Below are 20,873 nucleotides of genomic sequence, written 5' to 3' on the forward strand. Positions count from 1 at the left end.
CTGGGTTCCATTGCTCAACCGCCATCCATAGCCGCAGAGATGATGTCCGCCACCGAGGGTCGCAAACTCTACCAACAGATCGCCAATGCCATCTCCAAGGCCATTCGCACCGGCACCTATCAGCCCGGTCAGCGGCTGCCGCCTGAACGCGAGCTGGCGGAGGAGTTCAAGGTCAGCCGTCCGACCATCCGCGAAGCCATGATCGCGCTGGACATCATGGGTCTGGTGGAGGCCCGCCAGGGTTCGGGCATCTATGTCACGCATTCACGGCCGGAGGAGCAGGCGGACGACCTGGATATCGGCGCGTTCGAGCTGACGGAGGCGCGGCGCCTGTTCGAAGGGGAGGCCGCAGCCCTCGCCGCCGCCACGATCAGCGAAGCGGAACTGGCCGAACTGACCGACATCCTGTCGGATATGGTCGATGAGAATGAACGCGACGTCGTCGGGGACAAGGCAGACCGGCGTTTCCATGTCGCTATCGCACGCGCCACCCGCAACAGCGCCATCGTCCTGGTGGTGGAGACGCTGTGGGACCTGCGTTACAAGTCGCCGCTGTGCCGCAACATGCTGGCCCGCGCCCGCGCCGTGGGTGTACGCCCCCTGGTCGATGACCATGTCGAGATCGTGGCCGCGCTGAAGACCCGCGACCCGCGAAAGGCCCGGGCCGCCATGCACCACCATCTGGGGACCGTCATCGAGAACCTGCTGACCGCCACGGAACTGGAGGCGGTGCAGCGGGCGCAGTCAGAGGTGGCCGCGCGGCGCAGCGAACTGGCCCGGCGCACGGCATTGTGAGGCTTTTGCGCCCGAAGGTTCCTCTGGAACATTCGGCGAACATCATGTAGCGTCGCGTCCATGATCGGACCCGATATTGACCGCCTGATTCAATTGCTGGCCAAGCTGCCGGGCCTGGGGCCACGGTCGGCGCGTCGTGTCGCGTTGCACCTGATCAAACGGCGTGACGGGCTGATGGCCCCCTTGGGGGAGGCGCTGGCCGCCGTGGCGTCCTCTATCCGCACCTGCTCGGTCTGTGGGAATCTGGACAGTCACGATCCCTGCCATATCTGCGCCAGTGCCGGGCGCGACGGCGGAATATTGTGCGTGGTGGAGGATGTGGGCGACCTCTGGGCCCTGGAACGCACCGGCGCCTTCCGGGGCCGCTACCATGTGCTGGGGGGCACCCTGTCGGCGCTGGACGGAGTCGGTCCAGACGACCTGTCCATCCCGGCCCTGCTGGAGCGGGCCAGCCGGCCGGAGGTGGGGGAAGTGATCCTGGCGTTGAATGCCACGGTGGGTGGTCAGACAACTGCGCATTACCTTTCTGACCGGTTGGCCCCCTGCGGTGTCCGGATTTCACGCCTGGCGCATGGGGTGCCGGTGGGCGGTGAACTGGATTATCTGGACGACGGAACCTTGACGGCGGCGCTCCGGTCACGCCGGACGCTGTAAATGGCCAAAATCATACAGGCGTGATCATACTGGTCTGCTTGAAAAATGGGCAGATGAGACCGGTATCAAGGGTTTGCCTCCAACTATGGTCTTGTGCGCCTGATCTTAACTGTTTCGAGATTTATCTGTTGCAAGCTGATCATCCGTGGTTACGCTACGGCCTGAGACAGGGTGCCGCAGGGGTACCGCTTTTGTGTGGGTACGCGACCGACCAGGGTTGAGGCGGCCGCCGGTTGAAAGGGGACGTTACAAGTGCTCTATCACCTTTATGATCTTCATCATGCCGCCCTGACGCCCCTGCGCCTGATGGCGGAAGCGACGCAGCAGACCTTCCAGAATCCGTTCGTTCCCGCCTCCTATACCAAGGTCGGCCGCGCGGTGGCCGCCGGTGCGGAACTGATCGAGCGCACGACCCGCCGCTGGGGCAAGCCGGATTTCGGCCTGCCGACCACCCGCGTCAACGGGCGTGAGGTGGCGGTGACCGAACGCGTGGTGCTGGAACGCCCCTTCGGCAATCTGGTCAATTTCGAACGCGCCGTCCCGCATGACGACCCCAAGGTGCTGCTGGTGGCGCCGATGTCGGGCCATTATGCCACGCTGTTGCGCGGCACCGTCCAGGCGCTGATGCAGAACCATGATGTCTACATCACCGACTGGCACGACGCGAAGCTGATCCCGCTGTCGCGCGGCCGGTTCGACCTGGAGGATTATATCGACTATGTGATGGATTTTATCCGTCACCTGGGCCCCAACACCCATGTCATGGCCGTGTGCCAGCCGGCGGTGCCGACCCTGGCGGCCGTGGCGCTGATGGCGCAGTTGGATGACCCGTGCCAGCCTTCGTCGATGACCCTGATGGGGGGGCCGATCAACACGGCGGCGGCCCCGACTGTGGTGACGCAACTGGCCGAGGACAAGGATATCGGCTGGTTCGAGCGCAACGTCATCACCACCGTGCCCTTCTATTATCCGGGCGCCATGCGGCAGGTCTATCCGGGCTTCGTGCAGTTGACGGGCTTCATGTCGATGAACCTGGACCGGCATGTCGGTGAACATCTGAAGCTGTTCAGGCATCTGGTGCGCGGCGACGGCGAAAGCGCAGAATCCCATCGCAAGTTCTATGATGAATATCTGTCGGTCATGGACCTGACCTCGGAATTCTATCTGCAGACCGTCAATCAGGTGTTCCAGGAACGGACCCTGCCCACGGGGCGGATGAAGTGGCGGGGCCTGACTGTCGATCCCTCGGCGATCGAAAAGACGGCTCTGCTGACCGTGGAAGGCGAACTGGACGATATTTCGGCCCCTGGCCAGACCATCGCCGCCCACGACCTGTGCAAAAACATCCCGCAAGCCAAAAAACATAACCATCTGCAGAAGGCCGTCGGCCATTACGGTATTTTCAACGGCCGCAAATGGCGCGAAGATATCGAGCCGCGCGTGCGCCGCTTCATCCTGGAAAATGACGCGGTGCGTGCCGGGCGGAAGACGACCGCCGCGGCCTGAGTGCAGGGGGAACGACGATAAAGGCGGGGGCGCCGATCCTGACGGGTCGGCGCCCTTATCAATTCAAGGGCTTGACCTGTGCATGTCACCCCTTGCCGGTGGCTGTCCGGCGGATGTCGGTGGCGAAGCTTTCCACCTGCCGGGCCAGATCGCTGGCCTGCCGGGCAAGGTCCTGGGTCCAGCGTTCGATTCCCGCCGCCGATTCCAGCGCCGCCGTGGCCCCGTGCGAAATGCCGTCGACCTTGGCCGAGACATCGCGCGACGCCTCAGCCGCCTGGGACGTATTATCGGAAACGCCGGCGATGGTGGCCGCCTGTTCTTCCACGGCCCCGGCAATGGCGGCGGCGTTGCCGTTCACAGCCTCGATCGTTGAGGCGATGCGGCCGATGGCGGCCACGGCATCATTCACGCTCTGGCGCAGGGTGGCGATCTGACGGGTGATCTCCTCCGTCGCGCGCGCCGTCTGGCCAGCCAGACTCTTCACCTCGCCCGCCACCACGGCGAAACCCTTGCCGGCTTCGCCCGCCCGCGCCGCCTCGATGGTGGCGTTCAGGGCCAGCAGGTTGGTCTGGGCGGCGATATCACCGATCAGGGCCACCACCTCCCCAATATGGTCGGCCGCCGTGGACAGCCCGTCCATGACGCTGCGCGCGGCACCGGCCTCCTGCACGGCATTCTGCGTGACAAGGGTGGCGTGGGAAACCTGACGCGCGATCTCCGCACTGGCGATCCCCAATTCCTCGGCGGCACCGGCCACGGACTGGACATTGCCCGCCGCATGGTGCGTGGCGGCGGCGATGGCGGTGGAGGTCTGGGTTGTTTCCCGCGCCTTGTCCGCCATCATGCTGGTCAGGTCATGCACCTTGCCGATGCCGTCCACGATGATCCGTACCGCCCCTTGCACCTGCCGGTCCATGGTATCGGCGACACTTTCCAGGGTGCGGCGGCGCTCGGCCTCCGCCTGGGCGCCAGCCTGTGCATGTTCGGCCTCCAGGCTTGCCTTTTTCACCGCCTCGTCGCGGAAATGGCTGGTGGCGGCGACCATCGCGGTCATTTCATCGCCGCTGTCGCAGACCGGCAGGGTGACGCCCGTGTCGCCGGCGGCCAACCGGCCCATGACATCGGTCAGCGCCTGGATGGGGCCGATGATGGCCCGCCCCACCAGCGTGAGGATCACTACCATGACCAGCAGCGTCACCCCATAGGCGGTGCCCGCCACCATCCGGGACTTGGCCATCCATTCGCGCTGTTCCGTCTCGGCCTTCTCGGCACGGGCGGACACTTGTGCCGCGATATCTTCCAGTTCGCCCTTGATGGCATCGGCCAGCCCGTCGATCTCGTCATCCAGGGCGGCGAAGCGGGCACTGTCGGCCCTGCCTTCCACAGCCTTGACCAGGCCATCCCGCATGGCGCGTGACAAGGCCCCTGCATCGGTGATCACCTTCGCCGCGCTGGCCTGTTCGGGTCCCGGCATCGCACGGGCCGCCAGTTGTGTGGCCAGGCCGGACAGTTCGCCCAGCCCTTCGTCCATGCTTTTGCGCCGGTCGGCGGCGACGGCGCCCTCATCCTTGTCGACGATGATGTCCATGGCGACCAGGCTCATCTCCGTTGCCAGTGAATGGGCACCGTTGACCAGCTTCTGATATTGTTCCGCCTTATCGGATATCGCGGATTTTTCGACGGACACCCGGTCCACGATAAAGAAGGTGGCGGCCAGGACGGACAGGCCTATGAAGGCCATGGCCCCGACGGACATAAGCTTCAAGCGGATGGTCCAACGCAAAAGAGCCCCCATCGTAACCGCCAACCGAAATTCAGGCTACGCCCCCTATTCCGGATCACAAGACGCTTTTTATAACCGTTAGGGTGTGTCCCCCGTCGTCAGGCGCATGGGCGCGGAGGGGCGCGGTGGCCCCTTGGCTTCAGGTGCCGCGCCGCTTGGCCCGTGCCGTCGGTTCGGCTACCAGGGGGTCGTCGGGCCAGTAATGGCGGGGATACCGTCCGGCCAGTTCCTTTTTCACATCCTTGTAGGACCCGGCCCAGAACCCGGCCAGATCGCGTGTCACCTGCACCGGCCGGTGGGCGGGGGACAGGAGATGCAGCAGCACGGGGATGCGTCCGCCGCCCAGGCGCGGCGTCTCCGCCAGCCCGAACAGTTCCTGCAGACGCACGGCCAGCACCGGTTCATCGCCCGAATAATCGATGGGGATGCGGTTGCCCGTCGGCACCGTCAGATGGGTGGGGATCTCCCCATCCATGGCCTGACGCTGGTTCCAGTCCAGAATGCCGGTCAGGGCGGCATGCAGGTCCACCCGGTCCAGATGCGCCCGCCGCGTGACGCCCGACAGATAGGGGGCGAGCCAATCCTCCAGGCTGGACAGCAATCCCTCGTCCGACAGGTCGGGCCAGCGGTCGGGGGCCGCGCGATACAGGAAATCCACGCGCCGCCGCCATCCCTGCAATTCCTTGGTCCAGGGCAGACAGGAAAGCCCCATGGCGCGCACACCCTCCAGCATAGCGGGCAGCACCAGATCGGCCGGCGGATTGGCCAGGGGCTCGTCCTTCAATGACAGTTCGAACAGGCGACGGCGGCGGCGTGCCTGCACGATCTGTTCGCGCCCGTCCCAGACCACCTCCAGCTCTGCGCGGATATCGTCGGCGAAGGCCTCTTCAAGGGCGGCCTGCGTGACCGGTGCCGCCAGAAAGATGCGGGCATCCCGTCCCTGGCCGTCCAGATCGGCCACGGCCAGCAGGTCGCAGGCCGCCAGCGCATCGGTCGGGTCCAGCATGGCGCCCCGCCCGCCCGACAGGCGGAACTGCCCTGCCGCCCCCGCCCGCCGCTGCCCGATCCGGTCGGGATAGGCCAGCGCCAGCAGCAGGCCGGCATCCTCATGGTCGATAGGACCCGGCGGCCCGCCCACCTGCCGTTCCAGTTGGCGGGCCTGTTCCAGCGCCTGATGCAGGGCGCCGCGATCGACATCGCCGCCGCGCCCGCGTTCATCCAGATGTTCCAGCCGCGTGCGCAGATCGGCATCCCGCCGCCCGCCGCCGCGCAGGATATCGCGTTCCCCGATCAGGGCGGCGACGCGGCAGGCCAGCCGCGTCCGGCCCAACTCCCGCCCGCGCAGCACCAGATGCGCCAGACGCGGATGCACGCCCAGCCCGGCCATGGCCTTGCCATGGGCCGTGATGCGCAGCGTGTCGTCAATCGCGCCCAGTTGCTGCAGCAGTTTGCGCGCCTGGGCCAGGGTTGCGGCCGGGGGGCTGTCCAGCCAGGACAGTTCATCGGGATCGACGATGCCCCATTGCGCCAGTTCCAGCGCCAGTGGCGTCAGGTCGGCGCGCGTGATCTCGGCGGCGGTGAAGGGGATCAGGGCGCGGTCCGTCGCCTCCGACCACAGGCGGTAACAGACGCCCGCCGACAGGCGTCCGGCGCGGCCCCGCCGCTGGTCGGCCGAGGCGCGCGAGGATTTCACGGTTTCCAGCCGGCCCATGCCGCTGCGCGGGTCGAAACGCTGCAGGCGCGACAGGCCGCTATCGATGACAATGCGGATGCCTTCGATGGTCAGGCTGGTCTCCGCGATGCTGGTGGCCAGCACCACCTTGCGCTGACCGGCGGGGGCGGGGCGGATGGCGATATCCTGGGCTTCCAGGTTCATATCGCCATAAAGCGGGGTCAGCAGCACATGGGCGGGCAGGGGGCCGTCAGCCAGCAGCCTTTCCACCCGCCGGATCTCCCCGCTGCCGGGCAGGAAGGCCAGGACGGAGCCCTGCTCCTCGGCCAGGGCTCGGCGGATGGCGCGGGCCATATGGTCGTCGGGCCGGTCGGTGGGACCGGGTTCCAGCCACCGCGTCTCCACCGGAAAGGCCCGGCCTTCCGACGTCACCAGCGGCGCCCCGCCCAGCAGGGCCGCCACCGGTCCCCCATCCAGCGTGGCCGACATCACCACCAGCCGCAGATCATCGCGCAGCAGCTCCCGCGTCTGCAAGCAGAAGGCCAGCGCCAGATCGGCATCCAGGCTTCGTTCATGGAACTCGTCGAACAGCACCGCCGACACCCCATCCAGCGACGCGTCGGATTGCAGACGGCGCAGGAAGATGCCTTCCGTCACCACCTCAATCCGGGTGGCCGCCGACACGCGGGCGTCCATGCGCACGCGGTAACCGACCGTCTGCCCGACCTCTTCCCCCAGCATCTGCGCCATGCGCCGCGCGGCGCCGCGCGCGGCCAGACGGCGAGGTTCCAGCATGATGATGCGCCCGCCCTTGGCCCAGGCCTGGTCCAGCAGGGCCAACGGCACACGTGTGGTCTTGCCGGCACCTGGCGGGGCCTGCAGCACGGCCGTGGTCCCGGTGGACAGGGCCGACAGCAGCGACGGCAGGGCTTCATCGATGGGAAGGGCGGGGAAGTCTGGCATGGGCCGATGCTATAGCGGGAGACGGCGCCCTAGGCCAGAGGGTGCCTTATGGTCGCGTCATCCAGGCCGTGATGTCAAAATACAGCTTCACCCGCTGCCCCTCGACATTCTCCAGTTCCAGCACGTCGTAGTTCTTCCCGCCATCCATCATGTGCAGCGACTGCGACACCCGCTTCCATCCGGGGTACAGGTGCGCGGCCACCTGGTATTCAAGCGGCACCCCTTCATGACTGCCGGCCAGAGGCTGGGAGAAGGTGATGGCGCTGTCGAAATAATCGCCGGTGCCGGTGCCGGGGGGAAGCAGTCCCTGTTCCCGGTCATGGGCCAGAACCTTCGGGTAAACCTCATTGGCCATGGCGTCGCCGGCCCGGCGCGCGATGTTGAACCAGTAGGGGGCGTGCTGATTCAGGTTGCTGGAACGTGACATTTTCGACAGCCGCCAGAGAGACATGGCAGCCTGACCATGCCCCTGTTTGGCCAGGGCCAGCAACATGTCGAACCCGCCGCCCACCTTGTCGGGACCCGCGGCGCCGTAAGACAACTGGGTGGCATATTCGAAACGGCCTTCGGGGCTGCCCGCCTCCGCCGCCTTGCGCCAGGCTTCCAGCAGAATGGACGGGTCCGTACCGGCCTTCGATATGGATCTGGCGGCGGCAAGCGCGTCGGCGGCCGTGGCCGGTTCGGCCGGCGGCATTATGGGGCCATCCGGCAGGGGGGCAACAAACCGGGCATCGGGTGGCCGATCCACCAGCGGGGCGGTTTGTGTCCCGCAGGCACACAGCAGCATTGGAGCGGCAAGGATCGCTATTCTCACGGCCCGTAAAAACAAGCTGGACACTCCCCTTTTTTGGGACCCGCCGACGCAGTGTCGTCCCCGGCAACGGCGCGGGTCAATAGGCCGCCCGACCTACATCCAACCGGTACTGTCGGCGGATACGACCATGGCGCTTCAAATCCGGGCCCCGACTGTCTAGTATGGGCGTTTGTTCCACCATTAGCGGGTAGCCGCGAAAGACATGTCCGCGCTGAAAACCGTCATCGTCCCGATCAACAAGGCCGGCTGGCCTTTTATCGCCCTGTTCGCCGTGGTGTCGGCCCTGCTGGCCACATGGTCCCCGGCGTTGGGCTGGATCGGGCTGGTCCTGACCGCCTGGTGCGTCTATTTCTTCCGCGACCCCGACCGGGTGACGCCGACCAAGCCCGGCCTGGTCGTGTCGCCCGCCGATGGTCGTGTCACCCTGATCACCAAGGTCGCCCCGCCGCCCGAACTGGGCATGGGGGAGGAGAAGCTGACCCGCATCTCCGTCTTCCTGAACGTGTTCGACGTGCATGTGAACCGCTGCCCGACCGATGGTGTGGTGAAGGCGGCCGAGTACAAGCCCGGCAAGTTCCTGAACGCCGACCTGGACAAGGCCAGCGAGGAGAATGAGCGGATGTCCATCCGCCTGGGCCTGCCCGACGGACGCGAGATCGCCTTTGTGCAGATCGCGGGTCTGGTGGCGCGCCGCATCATCTGGTGGGTGGCACCGGGTCAGTCGCTGAAGGCAGGCGAACGGTATGGCCTGATCCGTTTCGGCAGCCGCTGCGACATCTATCTGCCCGAGGGCGTGCATCCGCAGGTGGTCGTGGGTCAGAAGATGATCGCCGGTGAAACCGTGCTGGCCGACCTGAACAGCACCGAGGAACAGCGCGAGGGCGAGGTACGCTGATGCCGCCGGAGGAGATCCCGCCGCCCCGCGCGGGTCACCGGCACCGGTCGCGGCGGCTGCGCCCGCCGCGGCTGAAGGGCCTGTCCATCAACAAGCTGCTGCCCAACATGCTGACGATGCTGAACCTGGCATCGGGCATGACGGGCATCCGATTCGCCATGGAGGGCAAGTGGCAGGAGGCGGTGATCGCCATCGCCGTTGCCGCCCTGTTCGACATGCTGGACGGTCGCATCGCCCGCATGCTGAACGCCCAGAGCAAGTTCGGCGAGGAGCTGGACAGCCTGTCCGACGTGGTCAGCTTCGGCGTGGCCCCGGCCATGATCCTGTATCTCTGGTCGCTGGACGATGCCCGCACCGTCGGGTGGATGGCGGCCTTGCTGATGGGTGTCTGCGCCGCCCTGCGTCTGGCGCGGTTCAACACCATGCTGGGGGCGGCGGCGGAAAAGCCGCCTTTCGCCTATAATTACTTTACAGGCGTGCCCGCCCCCGGGGGGGCGTTCCTGGCCCTGCTGCCCTTGATCGCCACGCTGGAGGTGGGGGCCGGATGGCTGGACAGCCCCTGGATCGTGGTGCCCTGGACGGTGGGAGTGGCCGGCCTGATGATCAGCGCCATTCCGACCTTCTCCATGAAGGGGCTGCGTATTCCGCAGCGCTATGTGGTGTTTGTGCTGCTGGGGGTGGGGGCCACCGCTGCCGCCCTGGTCAGCGCGCCCTGGGCCACCTTGTCGGTGGTGGGGCTGGTCTATATTGCCTCAATCCCCTTCTCCGCCCGCCGTTACAAGGTTCTGGCGGAGGCGGCGGCGAAGCTGCAGGATGGAGAGACGGTTGTGGAGGAGGAGGCGGGCGCCGGCTGATCAGTCCGCGCCGCCAATGGCCGGCCGGGTCAGCCGGCCCGTACCGGCCGCCGTCGGTGTCTGGCCGCCCATCGACAGCAACGCCTGTTCATAGGCGGCAGTGGCGCCAGCCACCGTGAAACCACGTATCCGGTCACGCAGAACGGTTTCGGCCACGGGATGGCTCAACGCTGCATCCATGCCTTCGGCCAGGGCGGCGGGATCATCCACGGGCACCAGCGGACCCAGCGCCCCGTGACGCAGCAATTCACGGGAGCCGCCAGGGCAGTCGGTTGAAATGGCGGGACATCCCGTCGCCATGGCCTCGACCAGCACGCCCGGCATACCCTCCCATCGGGACGACAGGACAAACAGGTCGGCGGCGGCCATCCGCTGGAACGGGTTGCTGACCAGTCCGGGAAAGCTGACATGCTGCCGGATGCCCAGTTCCCGGCACAGCGCCTTCAGGGCCTCTCCGTCCGGTCCGTCACCAGCCAGCGTCAGATGCGCGGGGCGGCGGGACAGCAGCAGCGCAAAGCCACGCAGCAGCGTATCGAACCCCTTCTGCCGCACGAAACGGCCCATGGCCAGAATCTCGGCCGGAAGACCGTCCGGGCAGACCGAACGCCGGGGCAGGGCGATGCCATCCGGCAGGATGGGGCTGGGCACGGAAATGATGCGGTCCGCGCCCAGCCCCGTCAGCCTGGCAGCATCGCGTGCGACATCGTCGGAAACGGCCAGGATGCCGTCGGCCCGCCGCCACAGCCAGCTTTCGGCCAACCGACGCAGCGATGGGCCGCCGGTCCGCTGACGTGACAGATGATTGCTGGCCCGCAGGACCAGACGGGTGCCCCCCTTCGCGGCCAGACCATGGGCCATGACAGCGGGCAGAACCGCATGGTTGGCCATGGCCACCAGCATGGCCGGGTGCCGGTCGCGCAGATAGGTGCAAAGCGGCCGGATGGCGGACAGAAGCTCCCCCGCCCGCGCGCCCCCGGCCGCCACATCGCGGGCCGAACCGGGGGCCAGCGCGACGGGGTTCACATTGTTGGCAACCAGCCCGGCCTGCGGTCCGCCGCCGACGGCGGTGACCAGATCGACACGATGCCCCCGCGCCGCCAGGCCGTTGGCCAGCATGATGGACCGTCGCTGCGCACCTCCGGTGCTGAGCGAGTGGAGAAACAGGGCGATATGCATGCCGGTCACTTTTTGTATCAAATTTTGTCAGGATCATATCGGCCGATGCTGACAGTTTTCTGAATATGCGACCTTTTGTGTCGGCGGATACCGCATTGCGGCAATGCACGCGGCGGATGTGCAGCCGTTCTTTCGTGACAAAAATTTAAAGATTTTTCGCCGCAGGGTCTTTCGCGGTGCGACGTATAAGGGGGTACGCCAACCTGTCCTGCCAAAGAAGCGATGATGCAACCTGCCGCGCAAGTCACGACCAAGGCCCAAGCCAAGCCGTCCGGCGGCCGCCGGAAGCCCACCCTGTTCCGTCCTCGTAACATCCTGCTGGGACTGGGTGTTCTGGCCATCACCGCCGGTGTCTATTGGTGGCAGGCGGGTGGGGCCGGCAAGAGCGAGGGCACGGCGGATTTCCTGACGGCCGTCGTGGATCGCGGCAATATCGAAGACAGCGTGACGGCGGTGGGCAACCTGCAGCCGCGTGATTATGTCGATGTCGGCACCCAGGTGTCGGGCCAGTTGCGCACGGTGCATGTGGAGGTGGGGCAACAGGTCAATCAGGGTGATCTGCTGGCGGAGATCGATCCCACCGTATACCAGACACGGGTGGAGGCCGACCGCGCCCAACTGGAGAATCTGAGCGCGCAATTGACCCAGCGGCAGGCCGAACTGGCCCTGGCCCAGCAGCAATATACGCGGCAGAAAAACCTGCTGGCCGAAAACGCCACCAGCGAGGACAGTTTCCAGAACGCGGAAAAGACCCTGCGTGCGGCGGAAGCGGCGGTAAAGGCCGTGAATGCCCAGATCCGCCAGACCAATTCGACCCTGCGCGGGGACGAGGCCAATTTGGGCTTCACCAAGATCTATGCGCCCATGTCGGGCACAGTCGTGTCGCAGAATGCCAAGCAGGGCCAGACCCTGAACGCCAACCAGTCGGCGCCCATCATCCTGCGCATCGCCGACCTGTCGGTGATGACCGTGACGACACAGGTATCGGAAGCCGACGTGTCGCGCCTGCGTAACGGCATGCAGGCCTATTTCACCACGCTGGGCCGGCCTGAACGGCGTTGGCGCGGCACGCTGGCCAAGATCAACCCGACGCCGGAAGTCGTGAACAATGTCGTGCTCTACAACGCCCTGTTCGATGTGGAGAATACGGGCGGCGACCTGATGACCCAGATGACGGCGCAGACCTTCTTTGTGGTTGCGGCGGCCGACAATGTGCTGCGTGTGCCTGTCGCAGCCTTCCAGCGCCCGCCCATGCGTCCGCCGGGCGGCAGTCAGGCGGGCGGCGCCCCGGCCGGTGCGCAGGCGCCCGACGGCGCCATGGGTGAACGCCGCCGCCGCGATGCCACCGCTCCCGCTGCCGCCCCGGCCGGCGATGGCACCGGCCAGCGGGAGCGCCCGCGCATGGTGCAGGTATTGAAGCCGGATGGCACGGTGGAGGAGCGGCGCATCATGATCGGCGTCAGTGACCGGGTGAATGCCGAGGTGGCGTCCGGCCTGAACGAGGGCGATCTGGTGGTCGTCGGGCGCAAGCCGTCCGCCGGGCAGTTGAAGGCCCAGCAGCAACAGCAGCAGCAGAACATGCAGCGCATGCGCCCGCCGGGGATGCTATGAGCACGAACCAGCAGCGGGGCGACGCCATCCCCCTGATCGAACTGGTGGACATCACCAAGACCTATTCCAGCGGCGAAGTGGCGGTGCAGGTGCTGAAAGGCATCTCGCTGAAGATCCATCCGGGGGAATTCGTCGCTATCATGGGCCAATCGGGGTCCGGCAAATCGACCCTGATGAACATTCTGGGCTGTCTGGACCGGCCGACCACGGGCCAGTACCTGTTTGACGGGCGCGATGTCTCCACCTTCGACCGCGACATGCTGGCCATGTTACGGCGGGAAGCGTTCGGCTTCGTGTTCCAGTCCTACAACCTGATCCCCATGTCCACGGCGGTGGAGAATGTGGAAGTGCCGGCCATCTATGCCGGTCTGGGGCGGGAGGCGCGGCGCGACCGGGCAGAGGAACTGCTGGGCGCCCTGGGCCTGTCCGACCGTATGGGGCATCGGCCCAGCCAGCTTTCCGGTGGTCAGCAGCAGCGCGTGTCCATCGCCCGCGCCCTGGTCAATGGCGGGCAGGTGATCCTGGCGGACGAGCCGACCGGCGCCCTGGACAGCCGCAGCGGCGAGGAGGTGATGCGCCTTCTCTCCGATCTGGCGTCCAAGGGGCATACCGTCATCCTGATCACCCATGACCGCGACGTGGCCAACAATGCCCGCCGTCTGGTGGAGATCAAGGACGGGCAGATCGTGGCCGACGGGCCAACGCCCCGCGCCCTTGCCGAAAGCGCCCCGCCGCCGGTCGCCGCCCGCACCATAGAGGTGCCGGAGCCGGGGGAGGATACGGGCTGGACCGTCAGAGAGGTGCTGGAAGCCTTCCGGATGGCCCGGCGTGCCCTGTCGGCCAACCTGTACCGCACCATCCTGACCCTGCTGGGCATTGTCATCGGCGTGGCATCGGTCGTTACCATGCTGGCGGTGGGCAACGGCTCGCAAAAGGCCATGGTGGAACGGATCAGCGCCATGGGCACCAACCTGCTGGTGGTCCGGCCGGGTGCGCCGGGGCAGCGCAATGCCAATGGCGTCGCGACGCTGGTGCCCGAGGATGCAACGGCCGTTGCGAAGGTGCCCAACGTCATCGTTGCGGTACCGGAATATTCCGGCAACATGACGGCGCGGGCCGGCAATCTGGACTATCAGACCCAGATCACCGCCACCAGTCCGGATGTGCTGCTGGCCCGATCGTGGGAACCGGCCAGCGGCACCTTCTTCGAACAGGAGGCGATGGAACGTTATTCACCGGTGGCCGTGATCGGCCAGACGGTGGCCAACAACCTGTTTCCGGGTCAGGACCCGGTCGGCCACTATATCCTGCTGCGCAATGTGCCGTTCCAGGTGATCGGCGTCATGTCGGCCAAGGGGGCCAATCCCGGCGGTCAGGACCAGGATGACGTGGTGTTCGTGCCCCTGACCACGGGTTCCTACCGGTTGTTCGGGCGGCGCGACCTGCGCACCATCACGGTGTTGGTTGATGATCTGTCCCTGATCGACGAGACGCAGGCCATGATCACCAGCCTGCTGACCGTGCGGCATCAGGGAGAGGATTTCCAGATCCGCAACACCGCCTCCTTTATCGACACGCTGTCGGCGATGCGGGAGACGATGACCATCCTGCTGGGCTCCATCGCCGCCATTTCCCTGCTGGTGGGGGGGATCGGCGTGATGAACATCATGCTGGTGAACGTGACGGAACGCACGCGGGAGATCGGTATCCGCATGGCCACCGGCGCCCGCGCCCGGCATGTGATGCAGCAATTCCTGCTGGAGGCGTTGCTGGTATCGGCGCTGGGCGGTGTCATCGGCGTCGTGCTGGGCATCGGCATCTCGCTGTTCCTCACGCTGTTCAAGGTGGATATTCAACTGACCTTGCCGCCCATGCTTCTTGCCTTCTCCTGCGCCTTCGCCACCGGCCTGATCTTCGGCTACACGCCTGCCCGCCGGGCGGCACTGCTGGATCCCGTCGTGGCGCTGGCCGCCGATTGACCCCTTATCCCCGGATGATCCCCCGAATGATCGTCAGATCCCCGCGCCTGATCCTGTCGCTGCTGCTGTCCGGCACCATCCTGTCGGGCTGTGCCCAGGGTGATTATGGCAGCACGGCCAGTCCCGTTGCCCCACCCCCGGCCTGGCAGCAGGCCGATACGGCCGGCAGCGGCACCCCCTGGCCCGCCGCCGACTGGTGGGGGGGCTTCGGGTCGGCTGAACTGGTGGCGTTGCTGTCCGATGCGCGACAGGCCAACCCCGATCTGTCTGCCGCCGCTGCCCGCCTGTTGCAGGCCGATGCCCGCGCCCGCGCGGCGGGGGCCGATCTCCTGCCGACCCTGGGTGCCACGGCCGGGATCAGCCGGCAGGAGACGGACGCCGCCGGGGCCGGCGGACGCAGCGGCCGGACCAGCGCCAGTGCCGGTCTGTCCGCCAGTTATGAGCTGGATTTCTGGGGTGCCAACCGGGCCGCCGCCGACAGTGCGGCCATCAGCGCGGCCATCAGCCGCCTGGATCAGGAGACGGTGGCCCTGACCGTCACCTCCACCGTTGCCAACACCTATTTCCAGGTCCTGTCGCTGCGCGACCGTATCCGCAGCGCGGAAGAGAATTTGGTTCTGGCCGAACGGGTGATGGCCGTCGTCGATGCCCGTTACCGCAACGGTGCCGCCACGGCGCTGGAGGTGGCGCAGCAGAAAACCGCCCTGACCAGCCAGCGCGCCACCCTGCCGGCCCTGCGACAGCAGGAACTGGCGGCAGCCAACGCCCTGGCCGTGCTGCTGGGCCGCACGCCCGCCGACCTTTCAATCGGGGCCAATGGTCTGGGCGGGCTGGGCCTGCCGGCCACGGGCGTGGGAACACCGGCCGACCTTCTGGAACGCCGCCCCGACCTGAAGGCCGCCGCCCGGCAGCTTGAAGCGGCCGGGGCCGATATCGTGGCGGCCCGCGCCGCCCTTTACCCCTCCGCCAGCCTGAGCCTGTCGGGCAGTCTGACGGGTGGCGGCCTGTCCAGTCTGGTCAATGCCCCCACGGCCGCTGCCAATATCGGCCTGTCCCTGGCCCAGAGCCTGTTCGATGGCGGCCGGCGCGGCGCCCAGGTGGAGGTGGCGCAGGCCCGGCGGGTGGAACTGGTGGAGACCTACCGCAAGGCCATCCTGACCGGCTTCTCCGACGTGGAGACGGCGCTGGCCGCCGCCCGCAACGCCGAACGTCAGCGGGTGTTGCAGGAGGAAGCGGTCCGTCTGGCCCGCGAACTTTTCCGTCTGGCCGAGACACGCTACCGGGAGGGGGCAACCGACCTGCTGACCCTTCTGGATGCGCAACGCTCCCTGCTGTCGGCACAGGACCAGTTGACCCAGGTGCGGCTGGCGGAGTTGCAGGCGGCCGTTTCGCTGTATCGTGCCTTGGGTGGTGGCTGGTCGGCTGCGTGATCCATGCACGCGGCGCGCGTTCTTCTGTTCCATCTGATGGAGGATTGCGGGTGGTTTCCAGTTTGTTATGATGGAAAACCACCCGCCGCCGGAGGATAGAGATGAACGTTGCCGCCGCCTGGAGCGCACCGTCTGCGCACGGATCGCGCGGTGCCGCATCCTCTCCCGCTCCGGCGTCGGCGTCCGCCCAAAATGGCAGTTTGGCGCAGGCCCTCTCCCAGAAGGGGGCGGACCTGCTGTCGCGCTTGTCGGATGACACCCGGCAGATGCTGGACAGGTTGATGGCCAGCGGGGGCATATCGGCGAAAACGGCGGCCAGCGCCATCGATTACTTCGCCAAGCTCAAGAATAATCAGGACGTGGCGGACACCATGCCAACGCCTGCCGCCGCCGCGACGGCAGGCGGCCTTGACGAGGCGCTGGCCCGCCTGGAAACCGGGTTGAAGGAAGGCGGCGATACGCTGACGCGGGATATCGACGCCTACCGACGCGCCTCCGCCGCTTATCGCCGCGAAAGCCTGGACACGCTGCACAAGCGGCTTGCCGCCGGGATGCAGGGCTACAAGCTTGAGGAACTGTCGGCAGGCGCGGCCATACGCAACACGCCCCTGGGTGATGCCCTGGCCCGCGATGCTGGTGTCGACCTGTCACGCGGCGCGCTTTAGAACAGCTTTCCGTTGGGGCAGAAAACCGCCCCCGGCGCAACCGGTCAGGCCGAGACCACGCGGTTGCGCCCGCAATGTTTGGCCTGATACAGCGCCTTGTCCGCGCGGCGCAAGGCCGGTTCCACGCTGGCCTCACCCGGCTGTATGATGGCGGCCCCCATGCTGACCGTGACCTTGATGGGACCGGCATCGGTGTGGATGGGTGTGTGTTCCACAATGCGGCGCAGGCGCTCTGCGGTTTCCACGGCCTGCGCAAGGCTGGCATCGGGCAGGATCAGGCCGAATTCCTCGCCCCCCAGGCGGGCGAACACATCCTGCACACGGATGATCTGACCGATCTGGTCGGCGAACTGGGCCAACACCTTGTCGCCGGCACTGTGGCCATAGGTATCGTTGATCTTCTTGAAATGGTCGATATCCAGGGCCAGCACGGCGATATCGCAGCCTGACCGTCGCCGCCGCCCCATCTCGCGTTCCGAGAGGGAAAAGAAGGTGCGGCGGTTCAGGGCCCCGGTCAGCGGGTCGGTCTGCGCCAGCACGGCCAGTTCCCGGTTCGCCAGCCGCAGTTCCAGTTCATCCATGACGATCGCGGCCAGATCGGTCAGGGTTTCCCGATCCTCGTCATCAAAGCTGCGCGGCACACGGTCGATGACACAGACAGTGCCAAGCGCCTGCCCGTCGACGGTGATCAGGGGGGCGCCGGCATAGAACCGGATACCGGGATCACCGGTGACCAGGGGGTTGTCGCTGAAGCGCGGGTCAAGGCGCGCATCCTCCACCACCATCACCTCTCGGCGACGGATGGCATGGTCACAGAAAGCCTGGGATCGCGGGGTCTGCTGCACCGCCAGGCCGTCACGCGCCTTGAACCATTGCCTTTCCTCGTCGATCAGAGAGATCAGGGCGATAGGCACGCCCAAGGCGCGGCGAGCCAAGGCGACGATACGATTGAATTGTGGCTCCGGCTGGCTGTCCAGCACCTGATACTGGTCAAGCGTGCGAAGCCGCAGCACTTCATCCGTCCGCAGGCCGCAGGTACCGGCGTATAAGTCACCGCCGGGCGGTTGGGTGTCTATATTGACCCTCATGGTCGCCCGCCTCCCGTCATTGTCGTGGAGCCTTGTCTCTCCACGAAATGTATATTCACTTCCGACAGGTGCGATAGTTATCCCTTCGCTGTGGCCATCCGGTTCACGGGTCTATGACGGATGGATTACATATTCATCATTATTTACTTATATACATATTCAATATCGGGTTTTGTTATTTGCTGACCGTGATCGGGGCTAGTCTGGCCCCCAGGATGCGGACGATGTCGGCCGGTGCCGCCGCGATCTGAAGCCCACGCCGACCGCCATTCATGATCATTTCCGGCAGGTCGCCGGCACTGGCATCGATCAGGGTCGGCAGGCGCTTGCGCATGCCCAAAGGGCTGATCCCACCAATGACATAGCCCGACACCCGTTCTGCAACCTTGGGATCGGCCAGGGCCGCGCGCTTGCCACCGGCGGCGGCGGCCAGCGCCTTCAGGTCCAGCCGCGCGGGAGACGGGATGACGGCACAGACCAGGCCCACCCCCTCCACATCCGACACCAGCGTCTTGAACAACACGGATGGCTCCACGCCCAGTGCGGCGGCGGCGGCCATGCCGATGGCATCGACATCGGGGTCGTAATCATATTCCAGCAGCCGATGCGCCACGGACGCGGCTTTCAGGGCATTCACGGCTTGTGTCGCCTTGGCGGACATGGGCTGGTGTCTTCCATCGCGGGGAAAGGTGCGTCTTTTTCCGCGCGCCCCGCGCGCCGGTCAAGCCCTTGGCGGCGTCATACAACGATACAATTTGACACGCTGTCATGCCTTCCCGTGCCCGGCGTCGCGTGCCATCTTCATACGCTGGTAATCCTTCAAATCGCGATCCCATGCAGGCCATTGAGAACCCCCATATCCTTCTGGTCGATGACCACCGCGATATCCGCGAGACCCTGGCCCGCTTCCTGGAAAAACACGGGATGCGGGTGACGGCGGCGGAGGACGCGGCCGTGGCACGGCGGCGGTTGCGCGCCTGCGCCGCCGACCTGATCGTGCTGGATGTCATGATGCCGGGGGAGGATGGGCTCAGCCTGTTCCGCCATATCCGCGAGACGATGGACACGCCCGTCATCTTCCTGACCGCCATCGGCGAGGCGACGGACCGCATCGTCGGGTTGGAGATGGGGGCCGACGATTATGTGACCAAGCCGTTCGAGCCGCGAGAGCTGCTGGCCCGCATCCGCGCCGTCCTGCGGCGCAGCCACAGCCTGCCGGTGACGGGGGTCCGCCGCAAGGCGGATGAAAGCCGTCTGACCTTCGATGGCTGGCTGCTGGACCTGAACCGCCGGGAACTGCTGGGCAGCGATGGCGTGGTCGTGTCCCTGTCCACAGCGGAATTCTCGTTGCTGGAGGCGTTTGTGCGTCATCCCAACATGGTGCTGACGCGTGAACAATTGCTGGACCTGACCAAGGGACGGGAGGCCGATGTGTTCGACCGCTCCATCGACAATCAGGTCAGCCGCCTGCGCCGCAAGATCGAACCCGATCCCCGCAACCCGACCCTGATCAAGACTGTCTGGGGCGGCGGCTATTGCCTGGCGACAGAGGTCAGGGCGGCATGAAGCGGCTGCTGGTCTTTCTGCGTCAGCCGCGCAGCCTGTTCACCCATATGGTGGCGCTGCTGGTCGGCGCCATGCTGGTGGCCAAGCTGGGAAGCTGGACGGCGTCGCTGGATGACAAGGCGGCCACGGTGCGTCGCACGCATGTGGAGGAGATGCTGCCCCGCATCGCCAATACCAGCCGCATCCTGGGCATCCTGCCACGCGACCTGCGCAACGACACACTGGCCGCCATCCGGGCACGCGAAACCCGGTATACGGTGGATGATCAGCCCATCCTGCCGCCCGATCAGGTATTGACCGACCCGCAGGCGATCGCGGCGCGGGACCGGTTGATGGACCTGCTGGACCTGCCGCGCAGCGCCGTCCTGTTCAAGATGTGGAACAAGTCGGAGAATGCGGAGCCGGGCTGGTTCCACAATCCCTGGGCCGCCATCGAGCCGGTGGAGATGGGGATGAAATTCTCCGTCCGGCTGCCGGATGGACAATGGCTGAACGCCGTCAACCGCCGCATGATCCAGCCCACGGTGTGGAGCAGCACATCGACCTGGACCTTGCTCACCTCCATCCTGATGGTGGCGCTGGCCACCTTCTATATCTCCCGCCGCCTCTCGCGCCCCTTGCGCGACCTTGCCGACCGCGCCGACCGGCTGGGCCGGGGGGAGGCGGTGCCGGCGCTGGAGACGGAGCGGGGACCGGAGGAGGTGCGGCGCGCGGCCCACGCCTTCAACGCCATGGGTGCGCGCATCCGTCGGTTCGTGGATGACCGGACCCGCATCCTGGCCGCCATTTCCCATGATCTGCGTACCCCCATCACCAATCTGCGCCTGCGCGTGGAACTGCTGGACGAAGGGGAGACCAAGTCCCGGATGATGGAAACCCTGGACGAATTGCGGGCCACGGTGGAGGCCACTCTGTCCTTCACGCGCGATGAACTGGCGGAGGAGGCGGTACGCGCCGACCTGTCCACCCTGGTGGAAAGTGTCTGCGATGATTTCGCCGATACGGGTTACCCGGTCAGCTTCACCGCCGCCGACCGGCTGCCGCTGATCTGCCGCACCGGGTCCATGCGCCGGGCCGTACGCAACCTGATCGAGAATGCCCTGGCCTATGGCGGAACGGCCCGTGTCTCCATGCGCAGCGATGGGGCGGAGGCCATGATCATCGTGGCCGATGACGGGCACGGCATCCCGGAAGGTGACCTGGAACGGGTGTTCGAGCCTTTCGTGCGCCTGGAAGCCTCCCGCAATCGCCGGACGGGCGGGGTGGGGCTGGGCCTGTCCATCGCCCGGTCGGTGGTGCATGGCCATGGGGGGGATATCCGGCTGCACAACCGGCCGGGCGGCGGCCTGGACGCCGTCATCACCCTGCCCATCCTGTCGGGTCCGCATCATGACGGGATTGTCTTCCGCAACGCGGCGTAAC

General features: G+C 66.4%; 17 protein-coding genes. 11 read left to right on the plus strand and 6 right to left on the minus strand.

Annotation, left to right across the window (positions count from 1 at the left end):
* Positions 1-39: 39 nt before the first annotated feature.
* The 3 genes from KBA48_RS02735 to KBA48_RS02745 all read left to right on the plus strand — a co-directional run bounded on the left by KBA48_RS02735 (position 40) and on the right by KBA48_RS02745 (position 2,955).
* A complete protein-coding gene (locus KBA48_RS02735) occupies positions 40-795 on the plus strand; it encodes a FadR/GntR family transcriptional regulator (RefSeq protein ID WP_292903452.1) in 756 nt (251 codons plus the stop codon).
* A 60-nt stretch (positions 796-855) separates the two neighbouring features.
* A complete protein-coding gene (gene recR / locus KBA48_RS02740) occupies positions 856-1,449 on the plus strand; it encodes a recombination mediator RecR (protein ID WP_292903453.1) in 594 nt (197 codons plus the stop codon).
* A 252-nt stretch (positions 1,450-1,701) separates the two neighbouring features.
* Entirely contained in the window at positions 1,702-2,955 is a 1,254-nt protein-coding gene (locus tag KBA48_RS02745) for a polyhydroxyalkanoate depolymerase (RefSeq protein WP_292903454.1), read from the plus strand.
* An 85-nt stretch (positions 2,956-3,040) separates the two neighbouring features.
* On the opposite strand, the gene KBA48_RS02750 is transcribed toward KBA48_RS02745, so the two are convergent.
* The 3 genes from KBA48_RS02750 to KBA48_RS02760 form a co-directional block, all read right to left on the minus strand.
* Positions 3,041-4,711: a methyl-accepting chemotaxis protein gene (locus KBA48_RS02750; protein ID WP_292903539.1), complete on the minus strand. Its 1,671-nt coding sequence runs from the start codon at positions 4,709-4,711 to the stop codon at positions 3,041-3,043.
* A gap of 166 nt (positions 4,712-4,877) precedes the next feature.
* Positions 4,878-7,373 (minus strand): ATP-dependent helicase HrpB, encoded by a 2,496-nt coding sequence (hrpB, locus tag KBA48_RS02755; RefSeq protein ID WP_292903455.1) that lies wholly within the window; start codon positions 7,371-7,373, stop codon positions 4,878-4,880.
* 46 nt (positions 7,374-7,419) lie between these two features.
* Entirely contained in the window at positions 7,420-8,067 is a 648-nt protein-coding gene (locus tag KBA48_RS02760) for a hypothetical protein (protein WP_292903456.1), read from the minus strand.
* Between the two features lie 322 nt (positions 8,068-8,389).
* Between KBA48_RS02760 and KBA48_RS02765 the strand changes: the two genes are divergently transcribed.
* Positions 8,390-9,082, plus strand: a complete 693-nt coding sequence (locus KBA48_RS02765) for a phosphatidylserine decarboxylase (protein WP_292903457.1) — start codon at positions 8,390-8,392, stop codon at positions 9,080-9,082.
* Entirely contained in the window at positions 9,082-9,936 is an 855-nt protein-coding gene (gene pssA / locus KBA48_RS02770; RefSeq protein ID WP_292903458.1) for a CDP-diacylglycerol--serine O-phosphatidyltransferase, read from the plus strand. Before KBA48_RS02765 ends, pssA begins: the two co-directional genes overlap by 1 nt.
* Here pssA and KBA48_RS02775 read toward each other — a convergent pair whose 3' ends face one another.
* On the minus strand, positions 9,937-11,112 hold the full coding sequence (locus KBA48_RS02775) for a glycosyltransferase (RefSeq protein ID WP_292903540.1): 1,176 nt from the start codon (positions 11,110-11,112) through the stop codon (positions 9,937-9,939).
* Between the two features lie 222 nt (positions 11,113-11,334).
* On the opposite strand from KBA48_RS02775, the gene KBA48_RS02780 reads away from it, so the two are divergent.
* The 4 genes from KBA48_RS02780 to KBA48_RS02795 all read left to right on the plus strand — a co-directional run bounded on the left by KBA48_RS02780 (position 11,335) and on the right by KBA48_RS02795 (position 16,797).
* Positions 11,335-12,723 carry an efflux RND transporter periplasmic adaptor subunit gene (locus KBA48_RS02780; protein WP_292903459.1) on the plus strand — a complete coding sequence of 463 codons (1,389 nt, stop codon included), beginning with the start codon at positions 11,335-11,337 and terminating at the stop codon, positions 12,721-12,723.
* Positions 12,720-14,702, plus strand: a complete 1,983-nt coding sequence (locus KBA48_RS02785; RefSeq protein WP_292903460.1) for a MacB family efflux pump subunit — start codon at positions 12,720-12,722, stop codon at positions 14,700-14,702. Before KBA48_RS02780 ends, KBA48_RS02785 begins: the two co-directional genes overlap by 4 nt.
* A 26-nt stretch (positions 14,703-14,728) precedes the next feature.
* Complete coding sequence (locus tag KBA48_RS02790; RefSeq protein ID WP_292903461.1) at positions 14,729-16,132, plus strand: efflux transporter outer membrane subunit; 1,404 nt, start codon at positions 14,729-14,731, stop codon at positions 16,130-16,132.
* 101 nt (positions 16,133-16,233) lie between these two features.
* A complete protein-coding gene (locus tag KBA48_RS02795; protein ID WP_292903462.1) occupies positions 16,234-16,797 on the plus strand; it encodes a hypothetical protein in 564 nt (187 codons plus the stop codon).
* A gap of 44 nt (positions 16,798-16,841) precedes the next feature.
* Here the strand turns inward: KBA48_RS02795 and KBA48_RS02800 are convergent, their stop codons facing one another.
* Together KBA48_RS02800 and ybaK are read right to left on the minus strand one after the other, a co-directional pair.
* Positions 16,842-17,885 carry a sensor domain-containing diguanylate cyclase gene (locus tag KBA48_RS02800; RefSeq protein WP_292903463.1) on the minus strand — a complete coding sequence of 348 codons (1,044 nt, stop codon included), beginning with the start codon at positions 17,883-17,885 and terminating at the stop codon, positions 16,842-16,844.
* A 175-nt stretch (positions 17,886-18,060) separates the two neighbouring features.
* Positions 18,061-18,546: a Cys-tRNA(Pro) deacylase gene (gene ybaK / locus KBA48_RS02805; RefSeq protein WP_292903464.1), complete on the minus strand. Its 486-nt coding sequence runs from the start codon at positions 18,544-18,546 to the stop codon at positions 18,061-18,063.
* A 173-nt stretch (positions 18,547-18,719) separates the two neighbouring features.
* Between ybaK and KBA48_RS02810 the strand changes: the two genes are divergently transcribed.
* Complete coding sequence (locus KBA48_RS02810) at positions 18,720-19,451, plus strand: response regulator (RefSeq protein ID WP_292903465.1); 732 nt, start codon at positions 18,720-18,722, stop codon at positions 19,449-19,451.
* Positions 19,448-20,872 (plus strand): ATP-binding protein, encoded by a 1,425-nt coding sequence (locus KBA48_RS02815; protein WP_292903466.1) that lies wholly within the window; start codon positions 19,448-19,450, stop codon positions 20,870-20,872. The genes KBA48_RS02810 and KBA48_RS02815 overlap by 4 nt, the downstream gene beginning before the upstream one ends.
* The last annotated feature ends 1 nt before the right edge of the window (position 20,873 follow it).

This window comes from Niveispirillum sp. (genome assembly GCF_017996735.1).
Lineage (GTDB): Bacteria > Pseudomonadota > Alphaproteobacteria > Azospirillales > Azospirillaceae > Niveispirillum.